Below are 24,851 nucleotides of genomic sequence, written 5' to 3'. Positions count from 1 at the left end.
CCCGCCGCCGGCGGCCCGCGATCAGCCCTTGCCGGCGACGACGACCATGGCGGGCTTCAGCAACCTGCCGTTCAGCGTCCAGGCCGGGGTCCAGGCCTGGATGACCGTGCCGGGCTCGGTCCCCTCCGGCGCCGGCTGCTCGGCCATCGCCTGGTGAAGCTCGGGGTCGAAGGGCTTGCCCTGGGCTTCCACACGCTGCACGCCGTGGCGTTCCAGCACGGCCACGAAGCCGCGCTCCACCCCCTCGAAGCCGCCGCGCAGCTTGCCCAGCAGCTCGGGCTCGCCCTCCGCCGCGGGCGGCAGGCTGTCGAGGCCGCGGCGCAGGTTCTCGGCCGTCTCGACCACGTCGCGGGCGAATTTCTGCACGGCGTAGAGCCGCGCCTCCTCCGCCTCGCGCCGGGCGCGGGCGCGGATGTTCTGCAGCTCCGCCTCGGCGCGCAGCCACTTGTCGCGCAGCTGCGCGGCCTCGGCCTCGAGCGCGGCGAGGCGTTCGGCGTCGGTCCGGGGCGCGGCATCGGCCGCGCCGGTGGTCTCCGGCGCCGAGGCGGCGGCCGGGGGCGGGGTATCCTGGTTGTCGCTCATGATGTGCGGGACTTGGACTCTGCCTGTGGGGCGAAAGGGCGCGCCGGGGCGCTGCCTTCCCACCTAGGCGCCAAGGGGCGCCGGGGCAAGCACCCCTGCCGCGCCCGTCCGGCATGGCCGCCCGGCGCCGGTCAGGCCGCGCGCAGCCCCTCCACCGTGGCGCGCAGCGTGGTCCGCAGCGCCGCCGCCTCCCCGTCCAGCCGCCGCGCCGTCGCCTCCAGCGAACCGACCGCACCGGCGGTCTCCCGGATCGCGCGCTCGGCCTGGCCGACCGCGTCGGAGGCGCGTTCGGTGCTGTTCGCGACCTTCGCGGCGCTGCCGGCGATCTCCCGCGTGGCGGCGCCCTGTTCCTCCACCGCCGCGGCGATGGCGCCCGAGACCTCGTCCAGCCGCGCCACCACCGCGACGATGTCGCGGATCGCCGCCACCGCCAGGTCGGTCGCGCCCTGGATGCCGCCGACCTGCTGGCTGATGTCGTCGGTGGCCTTGGCGGTCTGCGCCGCCAGCGCCTTCACCTCCCCCGCCACCACCGCGAAGCCCTTCCCGGCTTCCCCCGCCCGCGCCGCCTCGATCGTGGCGTTGAGCGCGAGGAGGTTGGTCTGCCCCGCGATGCCGGAGATCAGGCGCACCACCTCCCCGATGCGGGCCGCCGCCTCGGACAGGCCGGCCACGATCCGGTCGGTGTCGCGCGCCTTGCCCGCGGCCGTGCGCGCGACATCGGCGGCGGTCGAGACCTGGCGCGTCACCTCGCTGACCGAGGCCGCCAGCTCCTCGGCCGCCGCCGCCACCGTCTGCACCCCCGCCGCCGCCTCCGCGGTCGCAAGCGCCGCCTGGCCCGCACCGGCCGCGCCGCCCTGGGCGGAACGGGACAGGTCCGCGGTCGCGGTGCCGATCCCCGCGGCCGCGTCCACCACGCCCGCGGCGATGCTGCCGAGCTGGCCTTCCACATCGGTCGCGAGCTGCCGGCGGCCCTGCCGCGCGGCCTCGGCCGCCGCCGCATCCTCCCGTGCATGCAGCGCCGCCTGCGCGGCTTCCCGCGCGCGGGCGGCCTCGGTCTCGGCCGCGGCGGCCGCGGCGGCGGCGGCGGCGCGTTCGAGGCCGCCGACCAGCGCCAGCAGCGCCGCCGCCTCCAGCAGCAGGATCGCCGCATGCAGGCCGACGCGGCCGAACGTCCCCTCACCCGCGAAGACCGCCATCGGCGCGACCTGGCCGAGCGCGAGGTGATGCAGCGCCACCGTGACGGTGCCGAGCAGGATGGCGCGGCGGTCGACCAGGCCGGCCAGCACCGCAAGGCCGGCGAAATAGGCCATGTGCAGGTCGATCCGCAGTTCCTCCGGCGCGACCCAGACCAGCACCGAGACCTGCACCATCAGCGCCACCGCGACCACCTGCCGCGTCGCAGGATGCAACGGGCCGAGCCGCGCGGCGGCGAATGCGGCCAGCGCGACCAGCCCCGACAGGCCGGCGCCGCCCCAGATCTCTGCCGTTCCGCCCCCGGACAGCCAGGCCAGCGGCACCGTCCCCACCGCCAGGAGGCCGAGCAGCGGCAGCAGCACGCGCGTGACGTCGCGGCGGATCAGGTCGAGGTCCATGGGCCTATTCCGGTTGGGGGGCGGGGTTGCGGGAAGGGTTCGGGGCGGGCGCGCAGCCGAAGCGCCTGCCCGCGGCCAGTGCCAGCCAGGCCCCGGCCGGGCGCGCCGGGGCCGCGGCGCCGGCGGGCGGCGCCAGCGGCGCGGCCACCAGCATCGTCAGCGGACCGATCCGGCGGAGCGCGAGCGGCGCCCAGTCCGGCGTGGCCAGGAGGCGGGGCAGCGCCTCCTCCGGCCCGAGGCCGGGCGCGAAGAGGAAGCCTACCGGTTCCCCCGCGCGCGGGGCGGCCTGGAGGGCGAGCAGCAGCAGCGTCGCCCCGGCCAGCAGACCGAAAGGCGTGGCCGCCGCCAGGTCACGCATGTCCATGCGGCGGCGCGGCGCGGCATGGCCTTCGGGTGCGGCGTCCATCCTGCCGAACCTGCCAGCGCGGCGTTTCCTCCACATGAACCGGCCGGGTGGCCGGCAGGCACCTGAACCTGCCCGGCGGCAGGAAGGGGCAATTCCAACCGGCGTGGCCGCGGGCTACACCCCGCCCATGCTCCGCAGCATCGCGACCGTCGGCGGCTGGACCATGGCCAGCCGAATCCTGGGCTTCGCCCGCGACATGCTGATCGCGGCGAAGCTCGGCGCCGGGCCGGTGGCGGATGCCTTCTTCGTGGCGCTGCGCCTGCCGAACCTGTTCCGCCAGCTGTTCGGCGAAGGCGCCTTCAACGCCGCCTTCGTGCCCGCCTTCGCCGGCAGCTACGCGCTGGAAGGCCCCGGCCGGGCCCGGGCGCTGGCCAATTCGCTGGCGGGGCTGATGACCATCTGCCTCAGCGGGCTCGTCCTGCTCGGCATCGTCTTCATGCCGCAGCTGCTGTTCGTGCTGGCGCCCGGCTTCGTGGGGGAGGCGCTGCGCTTCCCGCTGGCGGTGGAGCTGACGCGGATCACCTTCCCCTACCTGCTGTTCATCTGCCTCGCCGCCCTCGTCTCCGGCGTGCTGAACGGCATGGACCGCTTCGGCGCCGCGGCGGCCGCGCCGGTGCTGTTCAACCTGGTGACCATGGCGGCGCTGCTCGGCCTCACGCCCCATGTGGCGACGCCGGCGCATGCGCTGGCCTGGGGGGTCGTGGCCTCGGGCGTGCTGCAGCTGGCCATGCTGGTCGCCGCGGCGCGGATGGCGGGGATGGCGATCAACCCGCTGTCGCGCCCGCGGCTGACGCCGGAAGTGCGGGGCGTGCTGCGGCGGATGGTGCCCGGGCTGGTGGGCGCGGGGGTGACGCAGCTCAACCTTGCGATCGGCATCGTCATCGGCTCACTCCTGCCGGCGGGGGCGGTCAGCTATCTGTACTATGCGGACCGCATCTCGCAGCTGCCGCTCGGCGTCATCGGGGCGGCGGTGGGCACGGCGCTGCTGCCGCTGCTGTCGCGCCAGCTGCGGACCGGGCAGGCGCTGTCGGCGCATCGCAGCCAGAACCGCGCCATCGAGCTGACGATCGCCTTCGCCCTGCCGGCGGCCTTCGCCATGGCCACCGTGCCGCAGCCGATCATCCGCGCGCTGTTCCAGCGCGGCGCCTTCGACGAGGCGGCGGCGGCCGCGACCTCGGCCGCGCTCGTCGCCTATGCCTTCGGGCTGCCGGCCTTCGTGCTGGTGAAGGCGCTGACGCCCGGCTTCTTCGCCCGCGGCGACACGGCGACGCCGGTGAAGGTCGGGCTCGGCGTCGTGGCGCTGAACCTGGCGCTGAACCTGGTGCTGACCCGCCACCTGTCGCATGTCGGCATCGCGCTCGCGACCTCGGTGGCGTCGTGGTGCAACGTGGCGGCGCTGGCCTGGCTGCTGATGCGGCGGGGGCGGCTGGTGCCGGACCGGCGGCTGCGCCGCGCGGTGCCGCGGCTGTTCGGCGCGGCGGCGGTGATGGCGGCGGTGCTGCTGGTGCTGCAGGCGGCGATCTTCCCGCTGGCCGGCGGCGCGGCGCGGCTGGCGGCGCTGGCCTTGCTGGTGGGGGCGGGGCTGGTCGCCTATTTCGGCGCGGCGCAGCTGCTCGGCGGGCTCGACCTGCGCGAGGCGCTGCGGATGATGCGCCGACGGAAGTAGCGCGCGGGACGGGCGGGCCGGACGGCGCGGACGTGCTAGGACGGGCGCCGATGTCCCGCATCGGCCGCAAGCCCGCGCCCGCCCCCCCCGCCAGCCCGCCCGCCCCCCCGCGCCCGGCGCCGCCGCGCGCCGCCTGGCGCTGGCTGCGCCGGCTGGTGCTGCTGGCCATCTGGGGCGGGCTGGCGCTGGCGGCGCTGGTGCTGGCGCTCACCTGGGACCTGCCGCGGGCGGACATCGCCCTGTCCCAGACCCGCCGCCCCGGGGTGACGCTGGAAGCCGCGGACGGGCGCATCATCGCCACCTCGGGCGACGTGCATGGCGAGATCGTGCGGCTGCGCGACCTGCCCGCCCACCTGCCCGCCGCCGTCATCGCCATCGAGGACCGGCGCTTCCGCGACCATCCCGGCATCGACCCGGTGGGCATCGCCCGCGCCGCCTGGGTGAACTGGAGCACGGGGCGCGTCGCGCAGGGCGGGTCGACGCTGACGCAGCAGCTGGCCAAGAACCTGTTCCTGACGCCGGAGCGCAGCCTGCACCGCAAGGCGCAGGAGGCGCTGCTCGCGCTCTGGCTGGAATGGAAGTTCAGCAAGGACGAATTGCTGGAGATCTACCTGAACCGCGTCTATCTCGGCGCCGGCGCCTATGGGGTGGATGCGGCGGCGCGGCTCTATTTCGGCGTCCCGGCGGCGCGGGTGAACCTGTGGCAGGCGGCCATCCTGGCGGGGCTGCCCAAGGCGCCCTCCCGCCTCAACCCCCGCTCCGCCCCCGAGGCCGCGGCCGGCCGCGCGGCCGAGGTGCTGGCCGCCATGGCCGAGACCGGCGCCATCACCCCGCGGGAAGCCGCGCTGGCGGCCGAGCAGATCCGCATCCCGCCGCGCCCGTCGCGCGATTCGGGCTGGTTCGCGGACTGGGTGATGGACGACCTCGGCACCCGGTTCCCCGGCAATGCGGACCTGGTGCTGCGCACCACGCTCGACCTCCGGATGCAGGCGGTGGTGGAGGCGCGGCTGGAGGCGCTGCTGGCCGGCCCCGCCGCGCGGCTGCGCGTCGGCCAGGGCGCGGTGGTGGTGATGGAGGCCGCGACCGGCAACATCCGCGCCATGGCCGGCGGGCGGGACTACCGCGCGAGCCAGTTCAACCGCGCCACCCAGGCGCGGCGGCAGCCGGGTTCCGCCTTCAAGCCCTTCGTCTTCCTCGCCGCCCTGGAACGCGGGGCGGCGCCGTCGGACATGGTGGGGGACACGCCGATCAACCTCGGCGGCTGGTCGCCGGGCAATGGCGAATGGCGGGCGCGCGGCGAGATCAGCCTGGAGGACGCGCTGGCGCACAGCGTCAACACCAGCGCGGTGCGCGTGCTGGCGCGGGCCGGCGGCGCGCGGGAGGCGGCGGCGGTGGCCGCCCGCTTCGGCCTGGCCGGTCCCTTCCCGCGGGATGCCACCACCGCCCTCGGCACCGGAGAGGTGACGCTGCTGGAACTCACCGCCGGCTTCGCCCCCTTCGCCAATGGCGGGCTGCTGCCCAGCCCCCGCGGCCTGGCCGCCGCCCGCGCGGGCGGGCGGGCGGTGCCGGTCGCGCCGCCCGCCGCGACGCGGGCGACGGGCGCCGACCACGCCGCCCAGATGCGCCGGATGCTGGAGGCGGCCGTGGCGCGCGGCACCGGCCGCGCCGCGCAGCCGCCGGGCGGCCGCGCGGTGGCGGGCAAGACCGGCACGACGCAGGATTTCCGCGATGCCTGGTTCGTCGGCATCGCGGGGCCGCTCGTCATCGGCGTCTGGCTGGGCAACGATGACGGCGGCGCGATGTTGGAGGTGCGCGGCGGCAGCCTGCCCGCCCGCCTGTTCCGCGAGATACTGGAAGGCATCGGCGCCGAGCCGCGCGCCGCTGCCGGTTGAGGGAGCGAGGTTCTTGGGAGCGATCGAGTTGGACACGGATTCCGCCGCGCAGGGGCACGAGCAGATGGCCGCCCTGCGGCATGAGCGGCTGCGCCTGACCGCACCCGCGGTGCAGCACGAGATCAACAACGCCATGATGGTCCTGGCCTCGAATCTCGAACTGCTGGGCCGGGCCGTGGCGGAAGGCGCGCCGCGCCGGCAGCTCGACCGCTCGATCGAGGCGTCGCGGCGGCTGGAGGAGACGATGCGCGGCTTCCTAGACGCCGCGCGGCGGCCGCCCGTGGACGAACAGGTGGTCTCCCCCGCCGCCGCGCTGAAGCAGGCGCTGCCCCTGCTGCGCGTGGCGCTCGGCGCCCGGCACGGCATCGACGTCGCGCCCCATGAGGGGATCTGGGACGCGCGGCTGGACCGCGCGCGACTCGACCTCGCGCTGCTGTCGCTGGTGCGGGACGCCTGCCCGCGCATGTCGCCCGGCGCGCGGATCGCCGCCAAGCTCGAGAACCGCACGGAGAGCGGGGAGGTCGCGCTGGTGCTGGCGATGCCGCCGGGCGGGGAGCCGACGGCGGAGGTGACGGCGCTGCTGTCCGATGCGGCACGGGCGACCGGGGGGCGGCTGGAAGCGGGGCCCGCGCTCGTCTGGCCGAAGGCGTAGGACCTCCGCGCCGGGGTCCCCTGCCCCCGCGTCAGGGCGTCCCGGCGAAGGCCAGCACGGCCGCGGCCAGGTCCTCGCCGGCCCAGCCGACGGACTTGAAGACCGTGACCTCCTCCTCGCGGCGCCGGCCGGGATGGGCGCCGCGGCACAGCTCCGCCATGTCCGCCGCGACATGCGACGCCTCGATCGCGCCTTCCGCGATGGCCTGCACGACGTCGCCCGCTTCCGCCAGGCCGCCCGCGCGGGTGTCCACCACCAGCGTCGCGCGCGCCAGCAGCGCGCCGTCGCTCTCCCGCATGGCGGGGCGGAAGGCGCCGACGAGGTCGACATGCGTGCCGGCCCCGACCTCCGCCCCGCGCAGCAGCGGCGATTCGGACAGCGTCGCGCAGGACACGATGTCGAAGCCGCGCGGGTCGGGGGTGGCGGCCGCCTCGGCCGGCAGGCCGTGCGCGCGCAGGCGCTGCGCGAGCGCCTCCGCCTGCGCGGGGTTGCGCGCCCAGATCGCGGCGCGGCGGATCGGGAAGCGCGCGCACCAGGCCTCGGCCAGCGCCGCGGCCACCCGGCCGGCGCCGAGCACGAGCAGGCGGCTGCTGTCCGGGCGCGCCAGGAAGCGGCCGGCCAGCGTGCTTGCGGCCGCGGTGCGCCGATCCGTCAACTCCCCGCCGTCGAGCAGGGCGAGCGGCACGCCGGTCGCGCCATCTGACAGCATATAGACCGCCTGCACCGCCGGCAGGCCGCGCGCGCCGTTGCCGGGCAGGACATGCACGAGCTTCACGCCGGTATGGGCGGCGGTCCAGGCCGGCATCAGCAGCAGCATCCCCTCCGGCGCGGCCGGCTGCGGCAGGGCGTGGCGGTGGCGCAGCGGCGCCGAGCAGCCGTCGCGGAACATCCGCTCCAGCGCCGCCTCCAGCGCCGGCCAGGGCAGCAGCCCGCGCAGTTCCTCCGCCCCGATGATGCGCATCCGACCCCCCGTCCCGCTCCGCCCCGCCATCCTGTCGCACCTGGAGCGGGCCCGGCAAAGAGGCCGACTGGTCACGCAACCGGTTTGACAGTAGGGGAGACGCCGCGAAACTTTATCGCGTTGATCCGGCGGCAGGGCTGGCGCAGCATGGCCGCCGGAGACAGGGAAGGGTGCCGGCGGACTGCCGGGGCCCGACAAGGGAACGAAAGGGAGATTTCCGGATGCAGGCCTTGCGCCTTGCCTTCACCCGTGCCGCCGGCGCCGTTGCGCTGGCCGCCACGCTGACCGCCCCCGTCTTCGCGCAGGCCCCGGCCCAGGCACCCGCGGGCGGCGGTTCGCCGACGCTCGATGCGATCCGCGCACGCGGCAACCTCATCTGCGGCGTCAACACCGGCCTTGCCGGCTTCGCCCAGCCGGACAGCCAGGGCGTGTGGCGCGGCTTCGACGTGGACTACTGCCGCGCCGTCGCGGTGGCGCTGTGGAACGACGCCAACCGCGTCCGCTACGTGCCGACCACCGCGCAGAACCGCTTCACCGCGCTGCAGTCGGGCGAAGTGGACATGCTGGCGCGCAACACCACCTGGACGCTGTCGCGCGACACCTCGCTGGGCTTCGACTTCACCGGCATCAACTTCTATGACGGCCAGGGCTTCATGGTGAAGGCCTCGACCGGCGTGCGCACCGCGCGGGAACTGGAAGGCGCCACCATCTGCGTCCAGCCCGGCACGACGACCGAGCAGAACCTGACCGACTGGGCCCGCGCCAACCGCATCCGCTTCACCCCGGTCGTGATCGAGCGGCTGGAGGAAGTGGTGCAGGCCTATGTCGCCGGCCGCTGCGACGCCTACACCACCGACGTGTCCGGCTTGGCCGCCACGCGTTCGGCGCAGCCGCGCCCGGCGGAGCACACGATCCTGCCCGACGTGATCTCGAAGGAGCCGCTCGGCCCGCTGGTGCGCCATGGCGACCAGCGCTTCGCCGACCTGCTGCGCTGGATCCATTTCGGCCTGATCAATGCCGAGGAACTGGGCATCACGTCGCAGAACGTGGCACAGGCCACCGCCAACGACGCGCGCCCCGACGTGCAGCGCCTGCTCGGCCGCAGCGGCGACCTCGGCCGGATGCTGAGCGTGGACAACGCCTTCATGGGCAACATCATCCGCGCCCTCGGCAACTACGCCGAGATCTTCGACCGCAACCTCGGCCCGATCGGCCTGCAGCGCGGCCCGAACGGGCTGTGGACGCAGCCGGGCGGCCTGCAGTACGGCCCTCCCTTCCGGTGAGACCGGGCGGGGCCGCCCCGTGCGGCCCCGTCCTTGCCATGACCGCCCCGGCAGGCTCGCCGCTGGCGGGGGCGTGGCTGGCGGGGCCCGGTGGGCCCTGCCGCATCCCGGGGGGAACCAACCGTCCCGGCCGCGTGCTGAAAGACAGGGAAGCCGATGTCCAGTTCGACCGCCGATCCGCGCCTGGCCAGCGCAGGCCCGCCGAAGCGCCCCATCCGCCTGTCCTGGTCGGATGAGAGGCTGCGCGGCATCGTCTGGCAGGTCATCGTCGTCGGGCTGATCGGCACGGTGGTGTGGTGGCTCTGGTCCAACACCGTCCACAACCTGGAAGTCCGCCGCATCGCCACGGGCTTCGGCTTCCTGACGCGGGAAGCCGGGCTGCCGATCGGCGAGGCGCTGGTCCCCTACGAGCCGACCGACACCTACCTGCGCGCCCTGATCGTCGGCGTGCTGAACACGCTGAAGGTGGCGGTGGTGGGCGTGATCCTGGCGACGCTGCTGGGCACCGCCGTCGGCATCGCGCGGCTGTCGGGCAACTGGCTGCTGTCGAAGATCGCGGGCGTCTATGTCGAGGTCATCCGCGACCTGCCGCTGCTGCTGCAACTGCTGTTCTGGTACACGATCCTGCAGGGCCTGCCCGGGCCGCGCCAGGCGATCAACCCGGTGGAGGGCGTGTTCCTCTCCAACCGCGGCATGAAGCTCCCCTGGATCGAATGGACCGAGGCGCATTGGTGGTCGCTGGCCGCGATGGTGGCCGGGATCGTGCTGACCTTTCTCTATGCGCGCGTCATGCGGGCGAGGCAGTATGCCGACGGCCAGCCGCGCAAGGTCTGGCCGGCGGCGATCGCGCTCATCATCGGCCTTCCGCTTGCGGTCTGGGCGGCCTTCGGCGCGCCCTTCACGCCGGACATCCCGGCGCTGCGCGGCTTCAACTTCCGCGGCGGCGTCACCGTCAGCCCGGAATACTTCGCGCTGCTGATCGGCCTCGTCACCTACACCGCGGGCTTCATCGCGGAGATCGTGCGCGCCGGCATCCTGGCGGTGAACCAGGGCCAGTGGGAGGCGGCGCAGGCGCTCGGCCTCAAGCGCGGCGAGATCCTGCGCAAGATCGTGCTGCCCCAGGCGCTGCGCGTGATCGTGCCGCCGATGACCTCGCAGTACCTGAACCTGACCAAGAACAGCTCGCTCGCGGTCGCGATCGGCTACCAGGACATCGTCAGCATCGCCAACACGACGCTGAACCAGACCGGCCAGGCGATCGAGGGCATCGCAATCATCATGCTGGTCTACCTGACGATCAGCCTGTCGATCTCGCTGTTCATGAACTGGTACAACGCGCGTATCGCCTTGGTGGAGCGCTGAGACGATGAGCGAGATCACGCTGAACGCCGCCGCCGGATCGCCGGAGGCGGCGCCCCGCAAGGCCCCGGTGGCCACCACCGGGGCGGTCGCCTGGGCGAGGCAGAACCTGTTCTCCTCCTGGCTGTCGACGGCCGTGACGCTGGCGCTGGGCTACCTGATCGTGCGCTGGACGCTGGGCTTCATCGACTGGGCCTTCGTCAACGCCATCTGGTCGGTCCCCTTCCAGGGCAACCAGCCGCAGACCCAGGCCTGCCGCGACATCAAGGGCGTCGGCGCCTGCTGGGCGGTGATCACGGAAAAGCACCGCTTCATCCTGTTCGGCACCTACCCGTACGAGGAACACTGGCGCCCGGCGCTGGTCTGCCTGCTGTTCGTCGCGCTCTACGTCATCTCGGCCATGCGGCGCTTCTGGAACTGGCGGCTCATCCCGATCTGGGCGGCGACGCTGACGCTGATCGGCGTGCTGATGTGGGGCGGGGTGTTCGGCCTTTCCTTCGTGCCGCAGGAACGCTGGGGCGGGCTGCCCATCACGCTGATCCTGTCCACCTTCGGCCTCGCCTTCGCCTTCCCGCTGGCCATCCTCGTCGCGCTCGGCCGCCGGTCGCGGCTGCCGGCGATCAAGGTGCTCTGCGTGCTCTACGTGGAACTGATCCGCGGCGTGCCGCTGATCAGCCTGCTGTTCATGGCCAGCGTGATGTTCCCCCTGTTCCTGCCGGAAGGCATGAACATCGACAAGCTGCTGCGCGCGCAGGTGGCCATCACGCTGTTCGCCGCCGCCTACCTGGCGGAGGTGGTGCGCGCCGGCCTGCAGGCGCTGCCGCGCGGCCAGTACGAGGCGGCCGAGGCGCTCGGCCTGTCCTACTGGCAGAAGACCGGGCTCATCATCCTGCCGCAGGCGCTGCGGCTGGTGATCCCGCCGCTGGTCAACACCTTCATCGGCTTCTTCAAGGACACGTCGCTGGTGCTGATCATCGGCATCTTCGACCTGCTGACGGCCGGCAAGACCGCGATCGTGGAGCCCGCATGGCAGGGCTTCGGCGTCGAGGTCTACGTCACCGTCGGCGTCATCTACCTCGTGTTCTGCTTCGCCATGAGCAAGTACAGCCAGGATCTGGAGCGCGACCTGAACAGGCACAGGCGGAGGTAACCGCCGTGGGATCGTTCGCGCGCTCGCCGGGAGACAGGGGGACTTCGAATGAGTGAGACCATGACGGCGCATGTCGCCTCCGCGGTGCGGACCGACGCGCCGCCGGCCATCGTGCTGGAGAACGTCAACAAGTGGTTCGGCGCGCTGCACGTCCTGCGCGACGTGAACCTCCAGGTCGCCACCGGCGAACGGGTGGTGGTCTGCGGCCCCTCGGGCTCCGGCAAGTCCACGCTGATCCGCTGCATCAACCGCCTGGAACAGCACCAGGAGGGCCGCATCTCGGTCGACGGGATCGAGCTGTCGGACGACCTCCGCTCGCTCGACGCCATCCGCCGCGAGGTCGGCATGGTGTTCCAGAGCTTCAACCTGTTCCCCCACCTCACCATCCTCGAGAACTGCACGCTCGCGCCCATCTGGGTGCGCCGCATGCCGAAGCGCGAGGCGGAGGAGCTGGCGATGGAGTACCTGACCCGGGTGCGCATCCCGGAACAGGCGAAGAAGTATCCGGGCCAGCTCTCGGGCGGGCAGCAGCAGCGTGTCGCCATCGCCCGCGCGCTCTGCATGAAGCCGAAGATCATGCTGTTCGACGAGCCGACCAGCGCGCTCGACCCCGAGATGATCAAGGAAGTGCTGGACACCATGGTGATGCTGGCCGGCACCGGCATGACGATGATCTGCGTGACGCACGAAATGGGCTTCGCCCGCCAGGTCGCCGACCGCGTGGTCTTCATGGACCAGGGCGAGATCGTGGAGAGCGGGGAGCCGGAGTCGCTGTTCAGCAACCCGCGGACCGACCGCCTGAAGCTGTTCCTGTCGCAGATCCTCCGCGGGCACTGACGGCCCCGCCCCGCCCCGGCGCCCGCGGACGGGCGCCGGAGGCGGCCCTCACGCACGCAGGCCTCCGCTTGCGCTGCAACCGCCTGCCGCCCTATGCGTATCGGCGTTCCGCTGCCGGAGCGCATCCTTGAGCCACCCCCCTGCGGCCGACCGCCCGATCACCGCGGCCGCCCTCCTCGCCGTGCTCGGCGTCGTCTACGGCGACATCGGCACCAGCCCGCTCTACGCCATGCGGGCGGCGCTGCTGCATTTCTCGGCCGACGGCGTCGAACGCTGGGAGATCCTGGGCCTGCTGAGCCTGATCTTCTGGTCCCTCGTCCTCACCGTCACGGTGAAATACGTCACCTTCGTGCTGCGTGCCGACAACCGCGGCGAAGGCGGCATCCTGGCGCTGATGGCACTGGCCCAACGCAACGTGCGCTCGGCGCGGGGGCGCTGGGTGGTGGCGCTGGTCGGCATCGCGGGCGCCAGCCTGTTCTTCGGCGACGGCATCATCACCCCGGCCATCTCCGTCCTCTCGGCGGTGGAGGGCCTCAAGGTCATCTCCCCGCATTTCGAGGAGGCGGTGATCCCCATCGCGCTCGGCATCCTGCTCGCGCTGTTCCTCGTGCAGTGGAAGGGCACGGAGAGCATGGGGCGCGTCTTCGGGCCGATCTGCGCGCTGTGGTTCGCCACCATCGGCCTGCTCGGCCTGATCGAGGTGGTGCGGGAGCCCGGCGTGCTGGTCGCGCTCTCCCCCCACCACGCCATCGCCTTCTGCGCGCATTACAGGCTCGCCGCCTTCATCGCCTTCGGCTCCGTCGTGCTCGCGGTGACGGGGGCGGAGGCGCTCTATGCCGATATGGGGCATTTCGGCCGCCGGCCGATCCAGCTGGCCTGGGTCAGCTTCGTGCTGCCGGCGCTCGCGCTCAACTATTTCGGCCAGGGGGCGCTGCTGCTGGCCGACCCGGCGGCGCTGGAGAATCCCTTCTTCTTCCTCGCGCCCGAATGGTTCCGCCTGCCGCTGGTGGTGCTGGCGACGGCGGCCACCATCATCGCGAGCCAGGCGATGATCTCCGGCGCCTTCTCCATCGCGCGGCAATGCGTCCAGCTCGGCTTCCTGCCGCGGCTGCAGGTGGTCCACACGAGCGAGACGGAGCAGGGCCAGATCTACATGCCGCAGGTCAACATGATGCTGCTGATCGGCGTCGTGATCCTGGTGCTGGAATTCAAGAACAGCGACAGCCTGGCGGGCGCCTACGGGCTGGCGGTGACGGGCACCTTTCTCTGCACTTCCGTCCTCGCGCTCGTCGTCTTCCACCGGCAGTTCGGCTGGTCGCTGCCGCTCGCGCTCGGCGTCTTCGTGCCGCTGCTGCTGCTCGACATCGCCTATTTCGCCTCGACCGCGCTCAAGATCCCCGAAGGCGGCTACGTGCCGCTGCTGCTCGGCATCCTCACCTTCATGCTGATGCTGACCTGGAAGCAGGGGCGGGAACTGCTGTTCGCCCGCTTCCGGCAGGACAGCCTGCCGCTGAAGTCCTTCCTCGCCCGCCTGCCGCAGAGCCGCACGACGCGGGTGCCCGGCATCGCGGTCTTCATGACCGGCCAGGCGGATTTCGTGCCCGGCGCGCTGCTGCACAACCTGAAGCACAACAAGGTGCTGCACCAGCGCGTCATGTTCGTCACCGTCGTCAACGAGGACATCCCCCGCGTGGCGAGGGAGCAGCGGCGCGAGGTGACGGAACTCGCCCCCGACATCCACCGCATCATCCTGCGCTACGGTTTCCAGGAAAGCCCCCACATCCCGCGCGAGCTGGAATCGCTCCGCGACCTCGGCATCCCGTTCGAGCCGATGCAGGCGAGCTACTTCCTGGGGCGGGAGACGGTGGTGGCGGCCGCCGTGCCGAAGATGTCGCGCTGGCGGCAATGGGTGTTCACGCTGCTCAGCCGCAACTCGCTCTCCGCCACCGAATTCTTCCGTATCCCGTCCGACCGCGTGGTCGAGCTGGGCGTCCGCGTCGCGATCTGACCCGCCGTGCCCAACCCGGCTTTGCGCCGCGCGGCCGGACGCACCTATGCTGCCTGAACCGCCGGGCGGGGGTCGCGTTGCGCCCCGGCGGGATGACAGGAGGAGGGTGTGCGGGCGTGACGGCGGCGCAGCTCAGGCAGGTGACCCTGGCGAGGGCCTGGGAACCCGGCGCGCCCGGCGCGCAGGGCGAGAGGATCGAGTTCTCGGTCGCGCTCGATCCCGGGAACATGCCCGATGCCCAGGCCTGGCAGGACGACCCCGCCCCCTGGCCGACGGCGCTGCACCTGTCCGATGCGCCGCCCCAGGCGGGCGAGGTGCTGCATGACGAGGATGGCTGGATGCTGCGCTTCTCGGCCGATCCGGACGTCCCGTCGCATCGGCTCTGCCATCTCGGCGGCGGGCTCCGCCCCGGCGAGGTGCTGACGCTGCGCGGCCCGGACGGGCGCGAATCCGCCTGGCGGGTGGTGGGCGTCACCTGACCCCGCGGCGCCGCCCGCCCGGCGCCCCTTCAGGCGATGCCGGGCGAAGAAAGCCCGCAAGCGAAAAGGGCGCCCGCCTTGCGGCGGACGCCCTTCGAACTGGTGGAGCCAATCGGAATCGAACCGACGACCTCTTGAATGCCATTCAAGCGCTCTCCCAACTGAGCTATGGCCCCGCAGTCTTGGGAGGCCGGCCGTATAACCCCCGCGCGCGGGACGCGCAAGACCGCCCCGCCCCTCTTTCGCATGCTTCTCCGCGCCAGTAGTTTGCCGCCCGATCCCACCCCCTCGATCCACAGGAGCGGCGGCGCGCCATGCGCAAGATCCACCCGGATGCGAAGGCCGCACTCGCCGGCCTGCTCAAGGACGGCATGACGGTCATGTCCGGCGGCTTCGGCCTCTGCGGCATTCCCTCCGTGCTGATCGAGGCGATCCGCGAGAGCGGCGTGAAGGACCTCACCGTCATCTCCAACAATGCGGGGATCGACGGCGTGGGCCTCGGGATGCTGCTGGAGACGCGGCAGATCCGGAAGATGATCAGCTCCTACGTGGGCGAGAACGCGACCTTCGCGAAGCAATTCCTCGCCGGGGAGCTGGAGATCGAGTTCAACCCGCAGGGCACGCTGGCCGAGCGCATCCGCGCGGGCGGCGCGGGCGTACCCGCCTTCTTCACCAAGACCGGCTACGGCACCGCGGTGGCGGAGGGGAAGGAGACGCGGGAATTCGACGGCGAGCACTACGTGATGGAACGCGGGCTTTTCGCGGACCTCGCCGTCATCCACGCCTATATGGGCGACCACGAGGGGAACCTGCGCTACCGGAAGACGGCGCGGAACTTCAACCCCATCATGGCCACCGCCGCGCGCGTGACCGTGGCGCAGGTGGAGCACCTGGTCCGCCCCGGCGAGATCGACGCCGACGACATCCACACGCCGGGCATCTTCGTGAAGCGGATGATCGCCCTGCCCGCCGGCTTCGAGAAGCGGATCGAGCAGCGGACGGTGCAGAAGCACCCCGCACCCGCCGCCGGCCCCGACCACCTGCCGCGGTAAGGAGGAGACGCGACATGCCCTGGACCCGCGACCAGATGGCCGCCCGCGCGGCGCGAGAGCTGCAGGACGGCTACTACGTCAACCTCGGCATCGGCATCCCGACGCTGGTGGCCAACCACGTCCCCGCCGGGATGACGGTGCAGCTGCAGTCCGAGAACGGGATGCTCGGCCTCGGCCCCTTCCCCTATGAGGGTGAGGAGGACCCGGACCTCATCAATGCCGGCAAGCAGACCATCACCGCGCTGCCGACCAGCAGCTTCTTCGACAGCGCCCAGTCCTTCGGGATGATCCGCGGCGGGCATATCGACCTGTCCATCCTCGGCGCGCTCCAGGTCTCGCAGGACGGCGACCTGGCCAACTGGATGATCCCCGGCAAGATGGTGAAGGGGATGGGCGGCGCGATGGACCTGGTGGCCGGCGTGAAGAAGGTGATCGTGCTGATGGAGCACACCGCCGGCGGCAGCGCGAAGCTGCTGAAGGCGTGCAACCTGCCGCTGACGGGACGGCGCGTGGTGGACATGGTGGTGACCGACCTCGGCGTCTTCGCGATCGACAAGCGGGGCGAGGGCGGGATGCGGCTGGTGGAATGCGCGCCGGGCGTGACGGAGGCGGAGATCCGCGCGAAGACCGAGGCCGAGTACAAGGTCGCCGTGGCGGCCTGACCGGGGCTCGGGGCGCGTGCGGGGAGGGCGCTGCCCTCCCCGGACCCCACCCGCCAGGAGGCAGCGGCCTCCTGGACCTCGGGACCTAAACGCCGAAGGGGGAGGGGGCCGAAGCCCCCTCCCCCTTCGGCGTTGGATACTCATGGGTTCCAAGGGGCCGCTGCCCCTTGGCAGGGAGGGTCCGGGAGGGACGGCGCCCCCCCCGCCGCGCCCCGCTCAGCGCAGCTGCGGCTGGCGTGCCTGCTGGTAGCGCAGCCGGTCCTCCTCGAGGATGCGGCGCAGCCGGTCCAGCTCCCGCTCGCGCTCGGACAGCGACCTTTCCCAGTCGCCACCGCCGGAGGACACGGGCGCCGCGGCCGGAAGCGGCGCGGGGTCGCGCATCACCGGGTCCGGCGCGCGCGGGCGGCTGACCCGCCGCGGGGCGCTGCGGCGCGGCGCGGGGGCTGCGGCCGCGGGCGGCGGCGGCACCCAGTCCAGGATCGGGATCGGCGCGCGCGCCTGCTGCTGCGGCGCGGCACCGGGCGCGGCGAAGCCGGGCTGCTGCGGCGCGCGCTGGCGGAAGCTGTCGAACTCGGTGATGGTGGAGCTCAGCAGGTCCCGCCCGGGGCCGGAGTCGTTCCAGTGCTGGGCGGAGGCCGGCGCGGCGAGCAGGACGGCCGGCAGGGCAAGGCTCAGAAGGCGGCGCATCGGCGCGAATCCCGGAGAGATGCGATCAAACGGCCGTCAACATGGCCGCCCCGCGCCCCCCGCACAAGCGATGTTCCACGGCCCGCCGTCCGCCCCGCCACGGCCGCCGCCGTTCAGTCCAGCGTGATGCGGTGCGCGAAATGCCGGCTCTCGCCCGGGCCGATCATCAGCATCCCCGGCTTGTGCCAGGCCTCCACCCGGTAGCCCTGGATGTCGGCATGTCCCGCCCAGGGCTCGATGCAGAGGAAGTCTCCGCCCGGCTTCATCCAGAGCCCGAGCTGCCCCATCCCCTGCCAGGCCAGCTCCACCGCCGGCGCGCCCGGCGCGCAGTAGCGCAGGTGACGGCTGGCGGGGTCGAGGAGGACCAGCGCGCCCTCGGCGAACAGCTCCTCCCGCAGGCCGAGGTTGCGGCCGTTCAGCGGCAGTTCGCGCGGGGTGGGGTCGAGCAGCCCGTCCGCGCCGGGGCGATAGACCGGCCGCGTCTCGTCCTGTTCGAACTCGATGCGGTGGGCGGGCTTGCTGCCGGCGCCGGGCAGCGGCCAGCGGAAGGCGGGATGCGCGCCGATCGAACAGGGCAGCAGCGTCTCGCCGGGGTTGTCGATCCTCCAGCCGATGCTGACCGTGTTGCGCCGCAGCGCATAGGCGACCTCCAGCCGGAAGGGGAAGGGATAGGCGCCCCAGGTCGCCTCGCTGTCGGCCAGCAGGAAGCGGGCGCTGTCGGCCCGCTGCTCCACCAGGCGGAAGGGCAGGTCGCGCGCGAAGCCGTGCTGGCCCATCGGGTAGTGCTGCCCGCCGAAGTCCAGCGCGTCGTCGTGCAGCCGCCCGACCACCGGGAACAGGATCGGCGCGTGGCGCGGCCAGGCCTGGCCCGCCTGCCACAGGAATTCGCGCCCGCCCGCATCCTTCAGGCTGCACAGCTCCGCCCCCAGCGCCTTCACCTGCGCGGTCACGCCGCGGGCCGAGAGGGTGACGCGTTCCGTCACGACGGCAGCCTTCCGGCGGCGCGGCGCTGGTCATGCGCGCGGGCGTGCAGATGCGCGAGGTCGTGCAGCGCCGGGTCCACGCCCGCCCGCCGCGCGGCATCGGCAAGCCAGCCCAGGATGTGGTCGGCCTCGGTCCGCCCGCCGCCTTCCAGGTCCCGCAGCATGGATGCGGTGTAGGTGCTGGAGGCATCCGAGAACAGGGCGCGGTACTGCGCCATGAACCCGTCCGTCATCGGGTGCCCATGCGCCGCGGCGATCGCCGCGTTGCGGTCCAGCAGCGCCAGCAGGAAGCCCTGCCCGCCGGCGCGGACGATCTCGCCCACGCTCGCGCGCAGCAGCACCGTGCCGGCCGCGACGGTGCCCAGATGCACCAGCTTCTCCCACATGCGGCGCGCGATGTCGGGCACCGCTTCCGCCACCAGCCCGGGCGAGGCGCCGAGCGCGGCGGCGAAGGCGGCGGCGCGCCCGTCCATCCGCCCGTCCTGCTCGCCGAAGGTCAGCCAGCGCCAGTCGCCCAGGTGCCGCACCACGCCTGCCGGCGTCAGCGTGGCGGCGCATTTCGCAAGCCCGCCCCAGACGCGGTCGGGCCCGAAGGCGGCGTTCAGCGCCTCCATGTGGGCCAGGCCGTTCAGCACCGGCAGCACGCGCGCGCCGGCCTCCACCGCCGGGCGGATGGCGGCGATCGCGCCGTCCAGGTCATAGGCCTTGCAGGACAGCAGCACGACATCGAAGCCGGGCCCGGCCTCGGCCAGCGTCGCGACGGGGCGGCGGATGTCGCCGAGCGGGCTTTCCACCACCAGCCCGTCGGCCGCCAGCTGCGCGGCCCGGCGCGGCCGGACGAGGAAGGCGACCTCCATCCCCCGCTCCAGCGCCCGGCCGCCGAAATAGCCGCCGAGCGCCCCCGCCCCCAGCACCAGCATCCGCATCCGCAGGTCACTCCCCCAAGGACTGCCTTCTAGGGGGCGCGGGCGCGGGCGGAAATCCCCGATGCGCGGCCGACATACGCGCGTTACATCTGTGCGGACAGGATACCGCCCGATGCCCCGCCGCCCGCTTCTGCTGCTTCCCCTCGCCCTGCTGGTCGCGACCGGCTGGTGGGCGACCACGCCCCAGGCGCAGGGGTGGATCCCGGCCGGCTGGGCGCCCGACCGGTCCTGGCTGCCGGGCTGGGCCGGGGGCGCTACCGCCGATGGCCCGCGGCTGCGCCTGGCGGAGACGGATCGCGGCGCCGTCACCGCGGTGGTGGCGGCGACCGGCACGGTGAACCCGGTGGTCTCGGTGCAGGTCGGCAGCCAGCTCTCCGGCCAGATCCGGGAGCTGAACGCCGATTTCAACAGCCGCGTCCGCGCCGGCGAACAGATGGCCCGGCTCGACACCCGCACCATCCTGGCGCGCCAGGCCGCGGCGGCGGCCGACCTGCAATCGGCCACCGCCGCCGTGCTCGTCGCCCGCGCCCAGGGCGAGAAGGCGGAGACGGACCTCGTCTCCGCCCGCGCGCAGCTGCTGGCCGCCCGCGCCCGCGTCGACGCCGCCGACGCCCAGGCCCGCGACGCCGAGGCCGAGCTCCGCCGCGCGGCGGAGCTGCGGGCCCGCGGCGTGAACGCCGAACGCGACCTGTCGCGCGCGCAGTTCGCCGCCGAGCGCCTGCGGGCGGAAGCCGCGACGGCGCGCGCGAATGTCGCCCAGCAGGAGGCGACGATCCTCGGCGCCGAGGCCGCGACCCGCACCGCCGCGGCGCAGGTCGCGGCGGCCGAGGCGGCGCAGGCGCAGCGCGCCGCGCAGCTCCAGCAGGTGGAGGTGGACCTGGCGAATGCGACGATCCGCGCGCCGATCGACGGCGTGGTGGTGTCCCGCAACGTCGATCTCGGCCAGACTGTCGCGGCCAGCCTGCAGGCGCCGATCCTGTTCATGGTGGCCGCCAGCCTCGACGAGATGGAGGTCTGGGCGACGGTGGACGAAAGCGACATCGGCCGCATCCGCGCCGGGCAGGAGGTGACCTTCACGGTGGCCGCCCATCCCGGCGTGAACCTGCGCGGCGCGGTGAAGGAGATCCGGCTGTCGCCCACCACGGTGCAGAACGTCGTGACCTACACGGTGGTGGTCAGCGCCGCCAATGTCGGCGGGCGGATGCTGCCGGGCATGACGGCCACGATGCGCATCGTCACCGACCAGCGGCGCGACGCGGTGCGCGTGCCGAACGCCGCGCTGCGCTGGCGCCCGCCCGGCGCGGCGGCCGCCGAGAGCGCGGCGCCCGCGACCGGCGGCCCGGTGGAGCAGGCGCTGCGCGAGCTGCCGGACCTCACCCCCTCGCAGCGGCAGGAGATCGCGGCCGCCCAGCAGGAACTGCGGGACCGCATGGCCGCCCTGCCCCAGGATGCCGAGGCGCGGCGCCAGCAGCAGCAGGCGGCCCGCCAGCGCCTGATCGCGCGCTTCAACGCCGTGCTGACCGCCGAGCAGCGGGCGCGGCTGGCGGAGCTGCGGGCCGGCGCGGGCAGCCGCGGCACCGCCGGCACGGTCCATGTGGTGGACGAGGACGGCGCCGCGCCGCGCGCGGTCGCGGTGCGGACCGGCCTGACCGACGGGACGGTGACGGAGGTGCTCTCCGGCCTCGAGGAGGGGATGCGGGTGGTGGTCGGGACGGAGCGCGGCACCGCCCAGCGCAGCGCCGCCGCCCCGCCGCCCGGCGGCATCCGGCCCTTCTGATGGGCGCGCCGCTGATCCGCACGGAGGCGCTGACCCGCCTGTACCCGGCGGGGGACGAGGTGGTCGCCGCGTTGCAGGACGTGACGGTCGACATCGCGCCGGGCAGCTTCGTGGCGGCGATGGGCCCGTCCGGCTCGGGCAAGTCCACCTTCCTCAACCTGGTCGGCTGCCTCGACCGGCCGAGTTCCGGCCGCTACCTGCTGGCGGGAGAGGACACGGCGACGCTGTCGGCCGACCGGCTGGCGGAGCTGCGGTCGCGCCGGCTCGGCTTCGTGTTCCAGTCCTTCCACCTGCTGCCGCGCGTCGATGCGCTGGGCAATGTGGAGCTGCCGATGATCTATCGCGGCGTGCCGCGCCGGCTGCGCCGCGACCGTGCGGCGGCGGCGCTGAACCTCGTCGGCCTCGGCGACCGGATGGGCCACCGGCCGACGCAGCTCTCGGGCGGGCAGCAGCAGCGGGTGGCGATCGCGCGCGCGCTGGTGAACTCCCCCGACCTGCTGCTTGCGGATGAGCCGACGGGGGCGCTGGATTCCTGGACCGGGCTCGAGATCATGGCGCTGTTCCAGGGGCTGAACCGCGCCGGCGTCGCGGTGCTGATGGTGACGCATGACGCCGACGTGGCGCGCTTCGCCGCCCGCACGCTGCGCTTCCGCGACGGGCGGCTGGTGGGCGATGCGGGGCAGGTGCCGCGGGATGCGGGCCAGGCGCTGCTGGACCTCCGGTCCGACGCCCCGCGGGAGAGGGTCGCGTGACGACGCGCGGGGAGAGGGTCGCGTGACGACGCGCGGGGAGAGGGTCGCATGACGACGCGCGGGGAGAAGTTCGCGTGAAGGCGCGCGCGGACCGGCGCGCGGGGGGCGCCGCATGAACGCGCCGGTCAGGACGACGGTCGCGGACCCCCCGGCGACGCCGGCCGCACGGGCGGGCGTGCTGCCGCCGCTGCCGCCGACGCGCGTCGGCATGGACCCGGCGGAGGCGCTGCGGAGCGCGGTCGCGGCGCTGGCGGCAAACAAGATGCGCGCCATCCTCACCGCGCTCGGCATCTTCATCGGCGTCGCGGCCGTCATCGCCACGGTCGCCGTCGGCGCGGGCGCGCGGGAAGCCGTGATGCGGCAGATCCAGTCGCTCGGGTCGAACCTGCTGCTGGTGGTGCCCGGCAGCGCCAATGTGGGCGGCGTGCGTCTGGGCGCGGGCGGGCGGCAGAACCTCACCTGGGACGATGTCCGCGCGATCGAGCGCGACATCCCGGCGGTGGAGGTCGCGGCTGGTTCGATCCGCGCCACGCAGCAGGTGGTGGCGGGCAACCAGAACTGGTCCACCCTCGTCCAGGGGGTCGATCCCGAATACTTCGCCGCGCATGACTGGACGGTGGCCGAGGGCCGCTTCTTCACGCCGGAGGAGGCGAATGGCGGGCGCAAGGTCATCCTGCTCGGCGCCACCGTGGCCGAGAACCTGTTCGGCGAGGAGAACCCGGTGGGGCGCGAGATCCGCGTCCGCGCCACCCCCTTCGAGGTGATCGGCGTGCTGGCCCGCAAGGGGCAGAGCCCGGTCGGCACCGACCAGGACGACGCGGTGATGATGCCCTTCTGGACCGCGCGGCGATCGGTGATGGGCGCGTCGCGGGCCTGGTTCCGCGCGGTCAACGTCATCAGCGTCAAGGTGCATGAGGGCGAGGACCTGAAGGAGGTGGAGGACGCGCTGCGCGCCCTGTTCCGCCAGCGTCACCGCGTGGCGGCGAACGAGGCCGACAGCGTGCAGATCCGCAACCTCGCCGAGATCGCGGCGACGCGCGACGCCTCGGCGCGCACGCTTTCCACCCTGCTGGCCGCGGTGGCCGCCGTGTCGCTGCTGGTGGGCGGCATCGGCGTGATGAACATCATGCTGGTGAGCGTGACGGAGCGCACGCGGGAGATCGGGCTGCGGCTCGCGATCGGCGCGCGGCGGCGCGACATCCTGTGGCAGTTCCTGCTGGAGGCGGTGATGCTCGCGCTGCTCGGCGGCGCGGCGGGGGTGGCGGGCGGCATCGGCGTGTCGCACCTGATGGCGGGCGCCGCGGGCTGGCCGGTGCTGGTGCAGTGGGACGCGGTGGCGCTGGCGGTCGCCGTCTCCGGCTTCACTGGCCTGTTCTTCGGCTTCTGGCCGGCGCGGCGCGCGGCGCGGCTCGACCCGATCCAGGCGCTGCGGTCGGAATAGCCCCGCTACACCACACCTGCGCGCAGCAGGTCGTGCAGGTGGAGGATGCCCACCGGCCGCTCGCCCGCCACGACGAACAGGCTGGTGATCCGCGCCTCGTTCATGATGCCGAGCAGGTCGGCGGCCAGCGCCTCCGGCGTCGCGGTGCGGGGGTTGCGGGTCATCGCCTCCGCCACCGGGGCGGACAGCGCCAGGCCCTTCTGAAAGGCGCGGCGCAGGTCGCCATCGGTCAGCACGCCAGCCAGCCCCCCCGCGGCGTCCACCACGCCGGTCACGCCGAAGCGGCGCGACGTCATCTCGACCACCGCCTGCTGCAGCGTCGCGTCCCGCGGCACCAGCGGCAGCTCCTCCGCACCGTGCATCAGGTCCCGCGCGCGCTTCAGCCGGGCGCCGAGCTTGCCGCCCGGGTGGAAGTCCCGGAAATCCTGCGGCGAGAAGCCGCGCGCCTCCAGCAGGCACATCGCCAGCGCATCGCCGAGCGCGAGCTGCATGGTCGTGCTGGTGGTGGGCGCGAGCCCGTTCGGGCAGGCTTCCGGCATCCGCGGCAGCGCCAGGCAGATGTCGGCGGCCGATCCCAGCGCGCTGTCGGCGCGCGAGGTCAGCGCCACCAGCGGCACGTCGAAGCGGCGGGCATAGGCGATGATGTCGGCGAGTTCCGGCGCCTCCCCCGACCAGGACAGCGCGAGCACCGCATCCTCCCGCGTGATCATGCCGAGGTCGCCGTGGCTCGCCTCCGCCGGGTGGACGAACAGCGCGGCGGTGCCGGTGGAGGCCATGGTCGCCGCCAGCTTGCGCGCGATGTGGCCCGACTTGCCCATCCCGGTGACGACGACGCGCCCGCTGCGGGACAGGATGACATCGACCGCCGCCAGCACCCGCGCGCCGAGCTCGCCCTCCAGCGCGGTCCGCAGCGCGGCCAGCCCATCGGCTTCCAGCGCGACGGTGCGCAGCAGGATGGCGCGGCGCTGCGCCTCCGTCACGCCAGCATCTCCCGCGCGCGGGCCAGGTCCTCGGGCGTGTCGACGCCGAGGGGGACGGCATCCACCGCGATGGCGTCGATCCGCATCCCCGCTTCCAGCGCGCGCAGCTGTTCCAGCTTCTCCCGCCGTTCGAGGCCGGAGGGCGGCAGCGCCACGAAACGCGCCAGCGCCGCGCGGCGCCAGGCATAGAGCCCGATATGGTGCCACAGCGGCCCTTCCCCCGCCGGCGCGGTGGCGCGGGTGAAATACAGGCAGCGGAAGCGGCCGGGCGCGTGTTCGCTGCCCACCATCTTCACCACCTGCGGCGCCGTCCTCTCCTCCTCCCGCGTGATCTCCGCGACCAGGGTGGCGAGGTCGACGGCCGGGTCCATCAGCGGCACCAGCGCCGCGCGGATGGTGGCCGGCGCGATCGTCGGCAGGTCGCCCTGCACGTTCACCACCGCGTCGTGCAGCCCGGTGGGGTCGAGGATCGAAACCGCCTCGTGGATGCGGTCGGAGCCGGAGGGGTGGTCGGCGCGCGTCATCTGCACGCGGCCGCCGGCCTTCGCCACCGCCGCGGCGATCGCGTCGCTGTCGGTGGCGACCACCACCTCGCCGATCGCGGCTTCCACGGCGCGGCGCCAGACATGGACGATCATCGGGTCGCCGCCGATATCGGCCATCGGCTTGTTCGGCAGGCGCGTCGCCGCCATGCGGGCGGGGATCAGGACGATCGGGTTCACCG

Annotated in this window: 23 protein-coding genes and 1 tRNA gene; 14 read left to right on the top strand and 10 right to left on the bottom strand. The window is 73.6% G+C overall.

The annotated features are described in order from the left end of the window. Window positions 1-21 precede the first annotated feature (21 nt). From ACK8OX_RS15905 to ACK8OX_RS15895, 3 genes are all read right to left on the bottom strand, one after another. Window positions 22-582, bottom strand: a complete 561-nt coding sequence (locus ACK8OX_RS15905; RefSeq protein ID WP_430665178.1) for a nucleotide exchange factor GrpE — start codon at window positions 580-582, stop codon at window positions 22-24. A gap of 131 nt (window positions 583-713) precedes the next feature. Next, complete coding sequence (locus tag ACK8OX_RS15900) at window positions 714-2,174, bottom strand: methyl-accepting chemotaxis protein (protein ID WP_430665177.1); 1,461 nt, start codon at window positions 2,172-2,174, stop codon at window positions 714-716. 4 nt (window positions 2,175-2,178) lie between these two features. Then, window positions 2,179-2,580, bottom strand: coding sequence for a hypothetical protein (locus tag ACK8OX_RS15895; RefSeq protein WP_430665176.1), 402 nt, complete (start codon window positions 2,578-2,580; stop codon window positions 2,179-2,181). Window positions 2,581-2,707: 127 nt separating this feature from the next. Between ACK8OX_RS15895 and murJ the strand changes: the two genes are divergently transcribed. The 3 genes from murJ to ACK8OX_RS15880 are packed head-to-tail and all read left to right on the top strand — an operon-like array spanning window position 2,708 to window position 6,790. Next, window positions 2,708-4,246 (top strand): murein biosynthesis integral membrane protein MurJ, encoded by a 1,539-nt coding sequence (gene murJ / locus ACK8OX_RS15890; protein WP_430665174.1) that lies wholly within the window; start codon window positions 2,708-2,710, stop codon window positions 4,244-4,246. A 50-nt stretch (window positions 4,247-4,296) separates the two neighbouring features. Then, a complete protein-coding gene (locus ACK8OX_RS15885) occupies window positions 4,297-6,138 on the top strand; it encodes a transglycosylase domain-containing protein (RefSeq protein ID WP_430665173.1) in 1,842 nt (613 codons plus the stop codon). Between the two features lie 28 nt (window positions 6,139-6,166). Beyond that, window positions 6,167-6,790 (top strand): hypothetical protein, encoded by a 624-nt coding sequence (locus ACK8OX_RS15880; RefSeq protein WP_430665172.1) that lies wholly within the window; start codon window positions 6,167-6,169, stop codon window positions 6,788-6,790. A 31-nt stretch (window positions 6,791-6,821) separates the two neighbouring features. Here the strand turns inward: ACK8OX_RS15880 and ACK8OX_RS15875 are convergent, their stop codons facing one another. Next, on the bottom strand, window positions 6,822-7,751 hold the full coding sequence (locus ACK8OX_RS15875; RefSeq protein ID WP_430665171.1) for an ornithine cyclodeaminase family protein: 930 nt from the start codon (window positions 7,749-7,751) through the stop codon (window positions 6,822-6,824). Between the two features lie 221 nt (window positions 7,752-7,972). Between ACK8OX_RS15875 and ACK8OX_RS15870 the strand changes: the two genes are divergently transcribed. The 6 genes from ACK8OX_RS15870 (at window position 7,973) to ACK8OX_RS15845 (ending at window position 14,867) form a co-directional block, all read left to right on the top strand. Beyond that, the gene (locus tag ACK8OX_RS15870; protein WP_430665170.1) at window positions 7,973-9,034 is read left to right on the top strand and encodes an amino acid ABC transporter substrate-binding protein; all 1,062 of its coding nucleotides are present in this window, start codon (window positions 7,973-7,975) and stop codon (window positions 9,032-9,034) included. A 156-nt stretch (window positions 9,035-9,190) separates the two neighbouring features. After that, entirely contained in the window at window positions 9,191-10,396 is a 1,206-nt protein-coding gene (locus ACK8OX_RS15865; protein ID WP_430665169.1) for an amino acid ABC transporter permease, read from the top strand. Window positions 10,397-10,400: 4 nt separating this feature from the next. Continuing rightward, window positions 10,401-11,543 carry an amino acid ABC transporter permease gene (locus ACK8OX_RS15860; protein ID WP_430665168.1) on the top strand — a complete coding sequence of 381 codons (1,143 nt, stop codon included), beginning with the start codon at window positions 10,401-10,403 and terminating at the stop codon, window positions 11,541-11,543. A gap of 48 nt (window positions 11,544-11,591) precedes the next feature. Then, on the top strand, window positions 11,592-12,380 hold the full coding sequence (locus ACK8OX_RS15855) for an amino acid ABC transporter ATP-binding protein (protein WP_430665167.1): 789 nt from the start codon (window positions 11,592-11,594) through the stop codon (window positions 12,378-12,380). Window positions 12,381-12,507: 127 nt separating this feature from the next. Further along, a complete protein-coding gene (locus ACK8OX_RS15850) occupies window positions 12,508-14,388 on the top strand; it encodes a potassium transporter Kup (protein WP_430665166.1) in 1,881 nt (626 codons plus the stop codon). 116 nt (window positions 14,389-14,504) lie between these two features. After that, window positions 14,505-14,867 (top strand): hypothetical protein, encoded by a 363-nt coding sequence (locus ACK8OX_RS15845; protein WP_430665165.1) that lies wholly within the window; start codon window positions 14,505-14,507, stop codon window positions 14,865-14,867. A gap of 100 nt (window positions 14,868-14,967) precedes the next feature. Here the strand turns inward: ACK8OX_RS15845 and ACK8OX_RS15840 are convergent. Then, a tRNA-Ala gene (locus ACK8OX_RS15840) sits at window positions 14,968-15,043 on the bottom strand. A 138-nt stretch (window positions 15,044-15,181) separates the two neighbouring features. Between ACK8OX_RS15840 and ACK8OX_RS15835 the strand changes: the two genes are divergently transcribed. Together ACK8OX_RS15835 and ACK8OX_RS15830 are read left to right on the top strand one after the other, a co-directional pair. Beyond that, window positions 15,182-15,919, top strand: coding sequence for a CoA transferase subunit A (locus ACK8OX_RS15835; RefSeq protein WP_430665164.1), 738 nt, complete (start codon window positions 15,182-15,184; stop codon window positions 15,917-15,919). A gap of 14 nt (window positions 15,920-15,933) precedes the next feature. Further along, complete coding sequence (locus ACK8OX_RS15830) at window positions 15,934-16,581, top strand: CoA transferase subunit B (protein WP_430665163.1); 648 nt, start codon at window positions 15,934-15,936, stop codon at window positions 16,579-16,581. 216 nt (window positions 16,582-16,797) lie between these two features. Here the strand turns inward: ACK8OX_RS15830 and ACK8OX_RS15825 are convergent, their stop codons facing one another. The 3 genes from ACK8OX_RS15825 to ACK8OX_RS15815 form a co-directional block, all read right to left on the bottom strand. After that, the gene (locus tag ACK8OX_RS15825) at window positions 16,798-17,268 is read right to left on the bottom strand and encodes a hypothetical protein (protein WP_430665162.1); all 471 of its coding nucleotides are present in this window, start codon (window positions 17,266-17,268) and stop codon (window positions 16,798-16,800) included. Between the two features lie 113 nt (window positions 17,269-17,381). After that, window positions 17,382-18,251, bottom strand: a complete 870-nt coding sequence (locus tag ACK8OX_RS15820; protein ID WP_430665160.1) for an aldose 1-epimerase family protein — start codon at window positions 18,249-18,251, stop codon at window positions 17,382-17,384. Beyond that, complete coding sequence (locus ACK8OX_RS15815) at window positions 18,248-19,177, bottom strand: 2-dehydropantoate 2-reductase (RefSeq protein ID WP_430665158.1); 930 nt, start codon at window positions 19,175-19,177, stop codon at window positions 18,248-18,250. Before ACK8OX_RS15815 ends, ACK8OX_RS15820 begins: the two co-directional genes overlap by 4 nt. Window positions 19,178-19,289: 112 nt before the next feature. Here ACK8OX_RS15815 and ACK8OX_RS15810 point away from each other — a divergent pair, with 112 nt between their 5' ends. The 3 genes from ACK8OX_RS15810 to ACK8OX_RS15800 all read left to right on the top strand — a co-directional run bounded on the left by ACK8OX_RS15810 (window position 19,290) and on the right by ACK8OX_RS15800 (window position 23,147). Continuing rightward, a complete protein-coding gene (locus tag ACK8OX_RS15810) occupies window positions 19,290-20,954 on the top strand; it encodes an efflux RND transporter periplasmic adaptor subunit (protein ID WP_430665157.1) in 1,665 nt (554 codons plus the stop codon). Next, the gene (locus tag ACK8OX_RS15805) at window positions 20,954-21,706 is read left to right on the top strand and encodes an ABC transporter ATP-binding protein (RefSeq protein ID WP_430665156.1); all 753 of its coding nucleotides are present in this window, start codon (window positions 20,954-20,956) and stop codon (window positions 21,704-21,706) included. The genes ACK8OX_RS15810 and ACK8OX_RS15805 overlap by 1 nt, the downstream gene beginning before the upstream one ends. A gap of 112 nt (window positions 21,707-21,818) precedes the next feature. Continuing rightward, entirely contained in the window at window positions 21,819-23,147 is a 1,329-nt protein-coding gene (locus ACK8OX_RS15800) for an ABC transporter permease (protein ID WP_430665155.1), read from the top strand. A gap of 5 nt (window positions 23,148-23,152) precedes the next feature. Here ACK8OX_RS15800 and ACK8OX_RS15795 read toward each other — a convergent pair whose 3' ends face one another. Both ACK8OX_RS15795 and ACK8OX_RS15790 read right to left on the bottom strand, forming a co-directional pair. Continuing rightward, window positions 23,153-24,127: a KpsF/GutQ family sugar-phosphate isomerase gene (locus tag ACK8OX_RS15795; protein ID WP_430665154.1), complete on the bottom strand. Its 975-nt coding sequence runs from the start codon at window positions 24,125-24,127 to the stop codon at window positions 23,153-23,155. Further along, window positions 24,124-24,849 carry a 3-deoxy-manno-octulosonate cytidylyltransferase gene (locus ACK8OX_RS15790; RefSeq protein WP_430665153.1) on the bottom strand — a complete coding sequence of 242 codons (726 nt, stop codon included), beginning with the start codon at window positions 24,847-24,849 and terminating at the stop codon, window positions 24,124-24,126. The genes ACK8OX_RS15795 and ACK8OX_RS15790 overlap by 4 nt, the downstream gene beginning before the upstream one ends. Between the last annotated feature and the right edge of the window lie 2 nt (window positions 24,850-24,851).

It is taken from the genome of Falsiroseomonas sp. CW058 (assembly GCF_050563535.1).
Classification (GTDB): Bacteria; Pseudomonadota; Alphaproteobacteria; order Acetobacterales; family Acetobacteraceae; genus Falsiroseomonas.
Note: the sequence above shows the minus strand (reverse complement) of the source record. Positions and strands in the feature narration are given on the sequence as shown.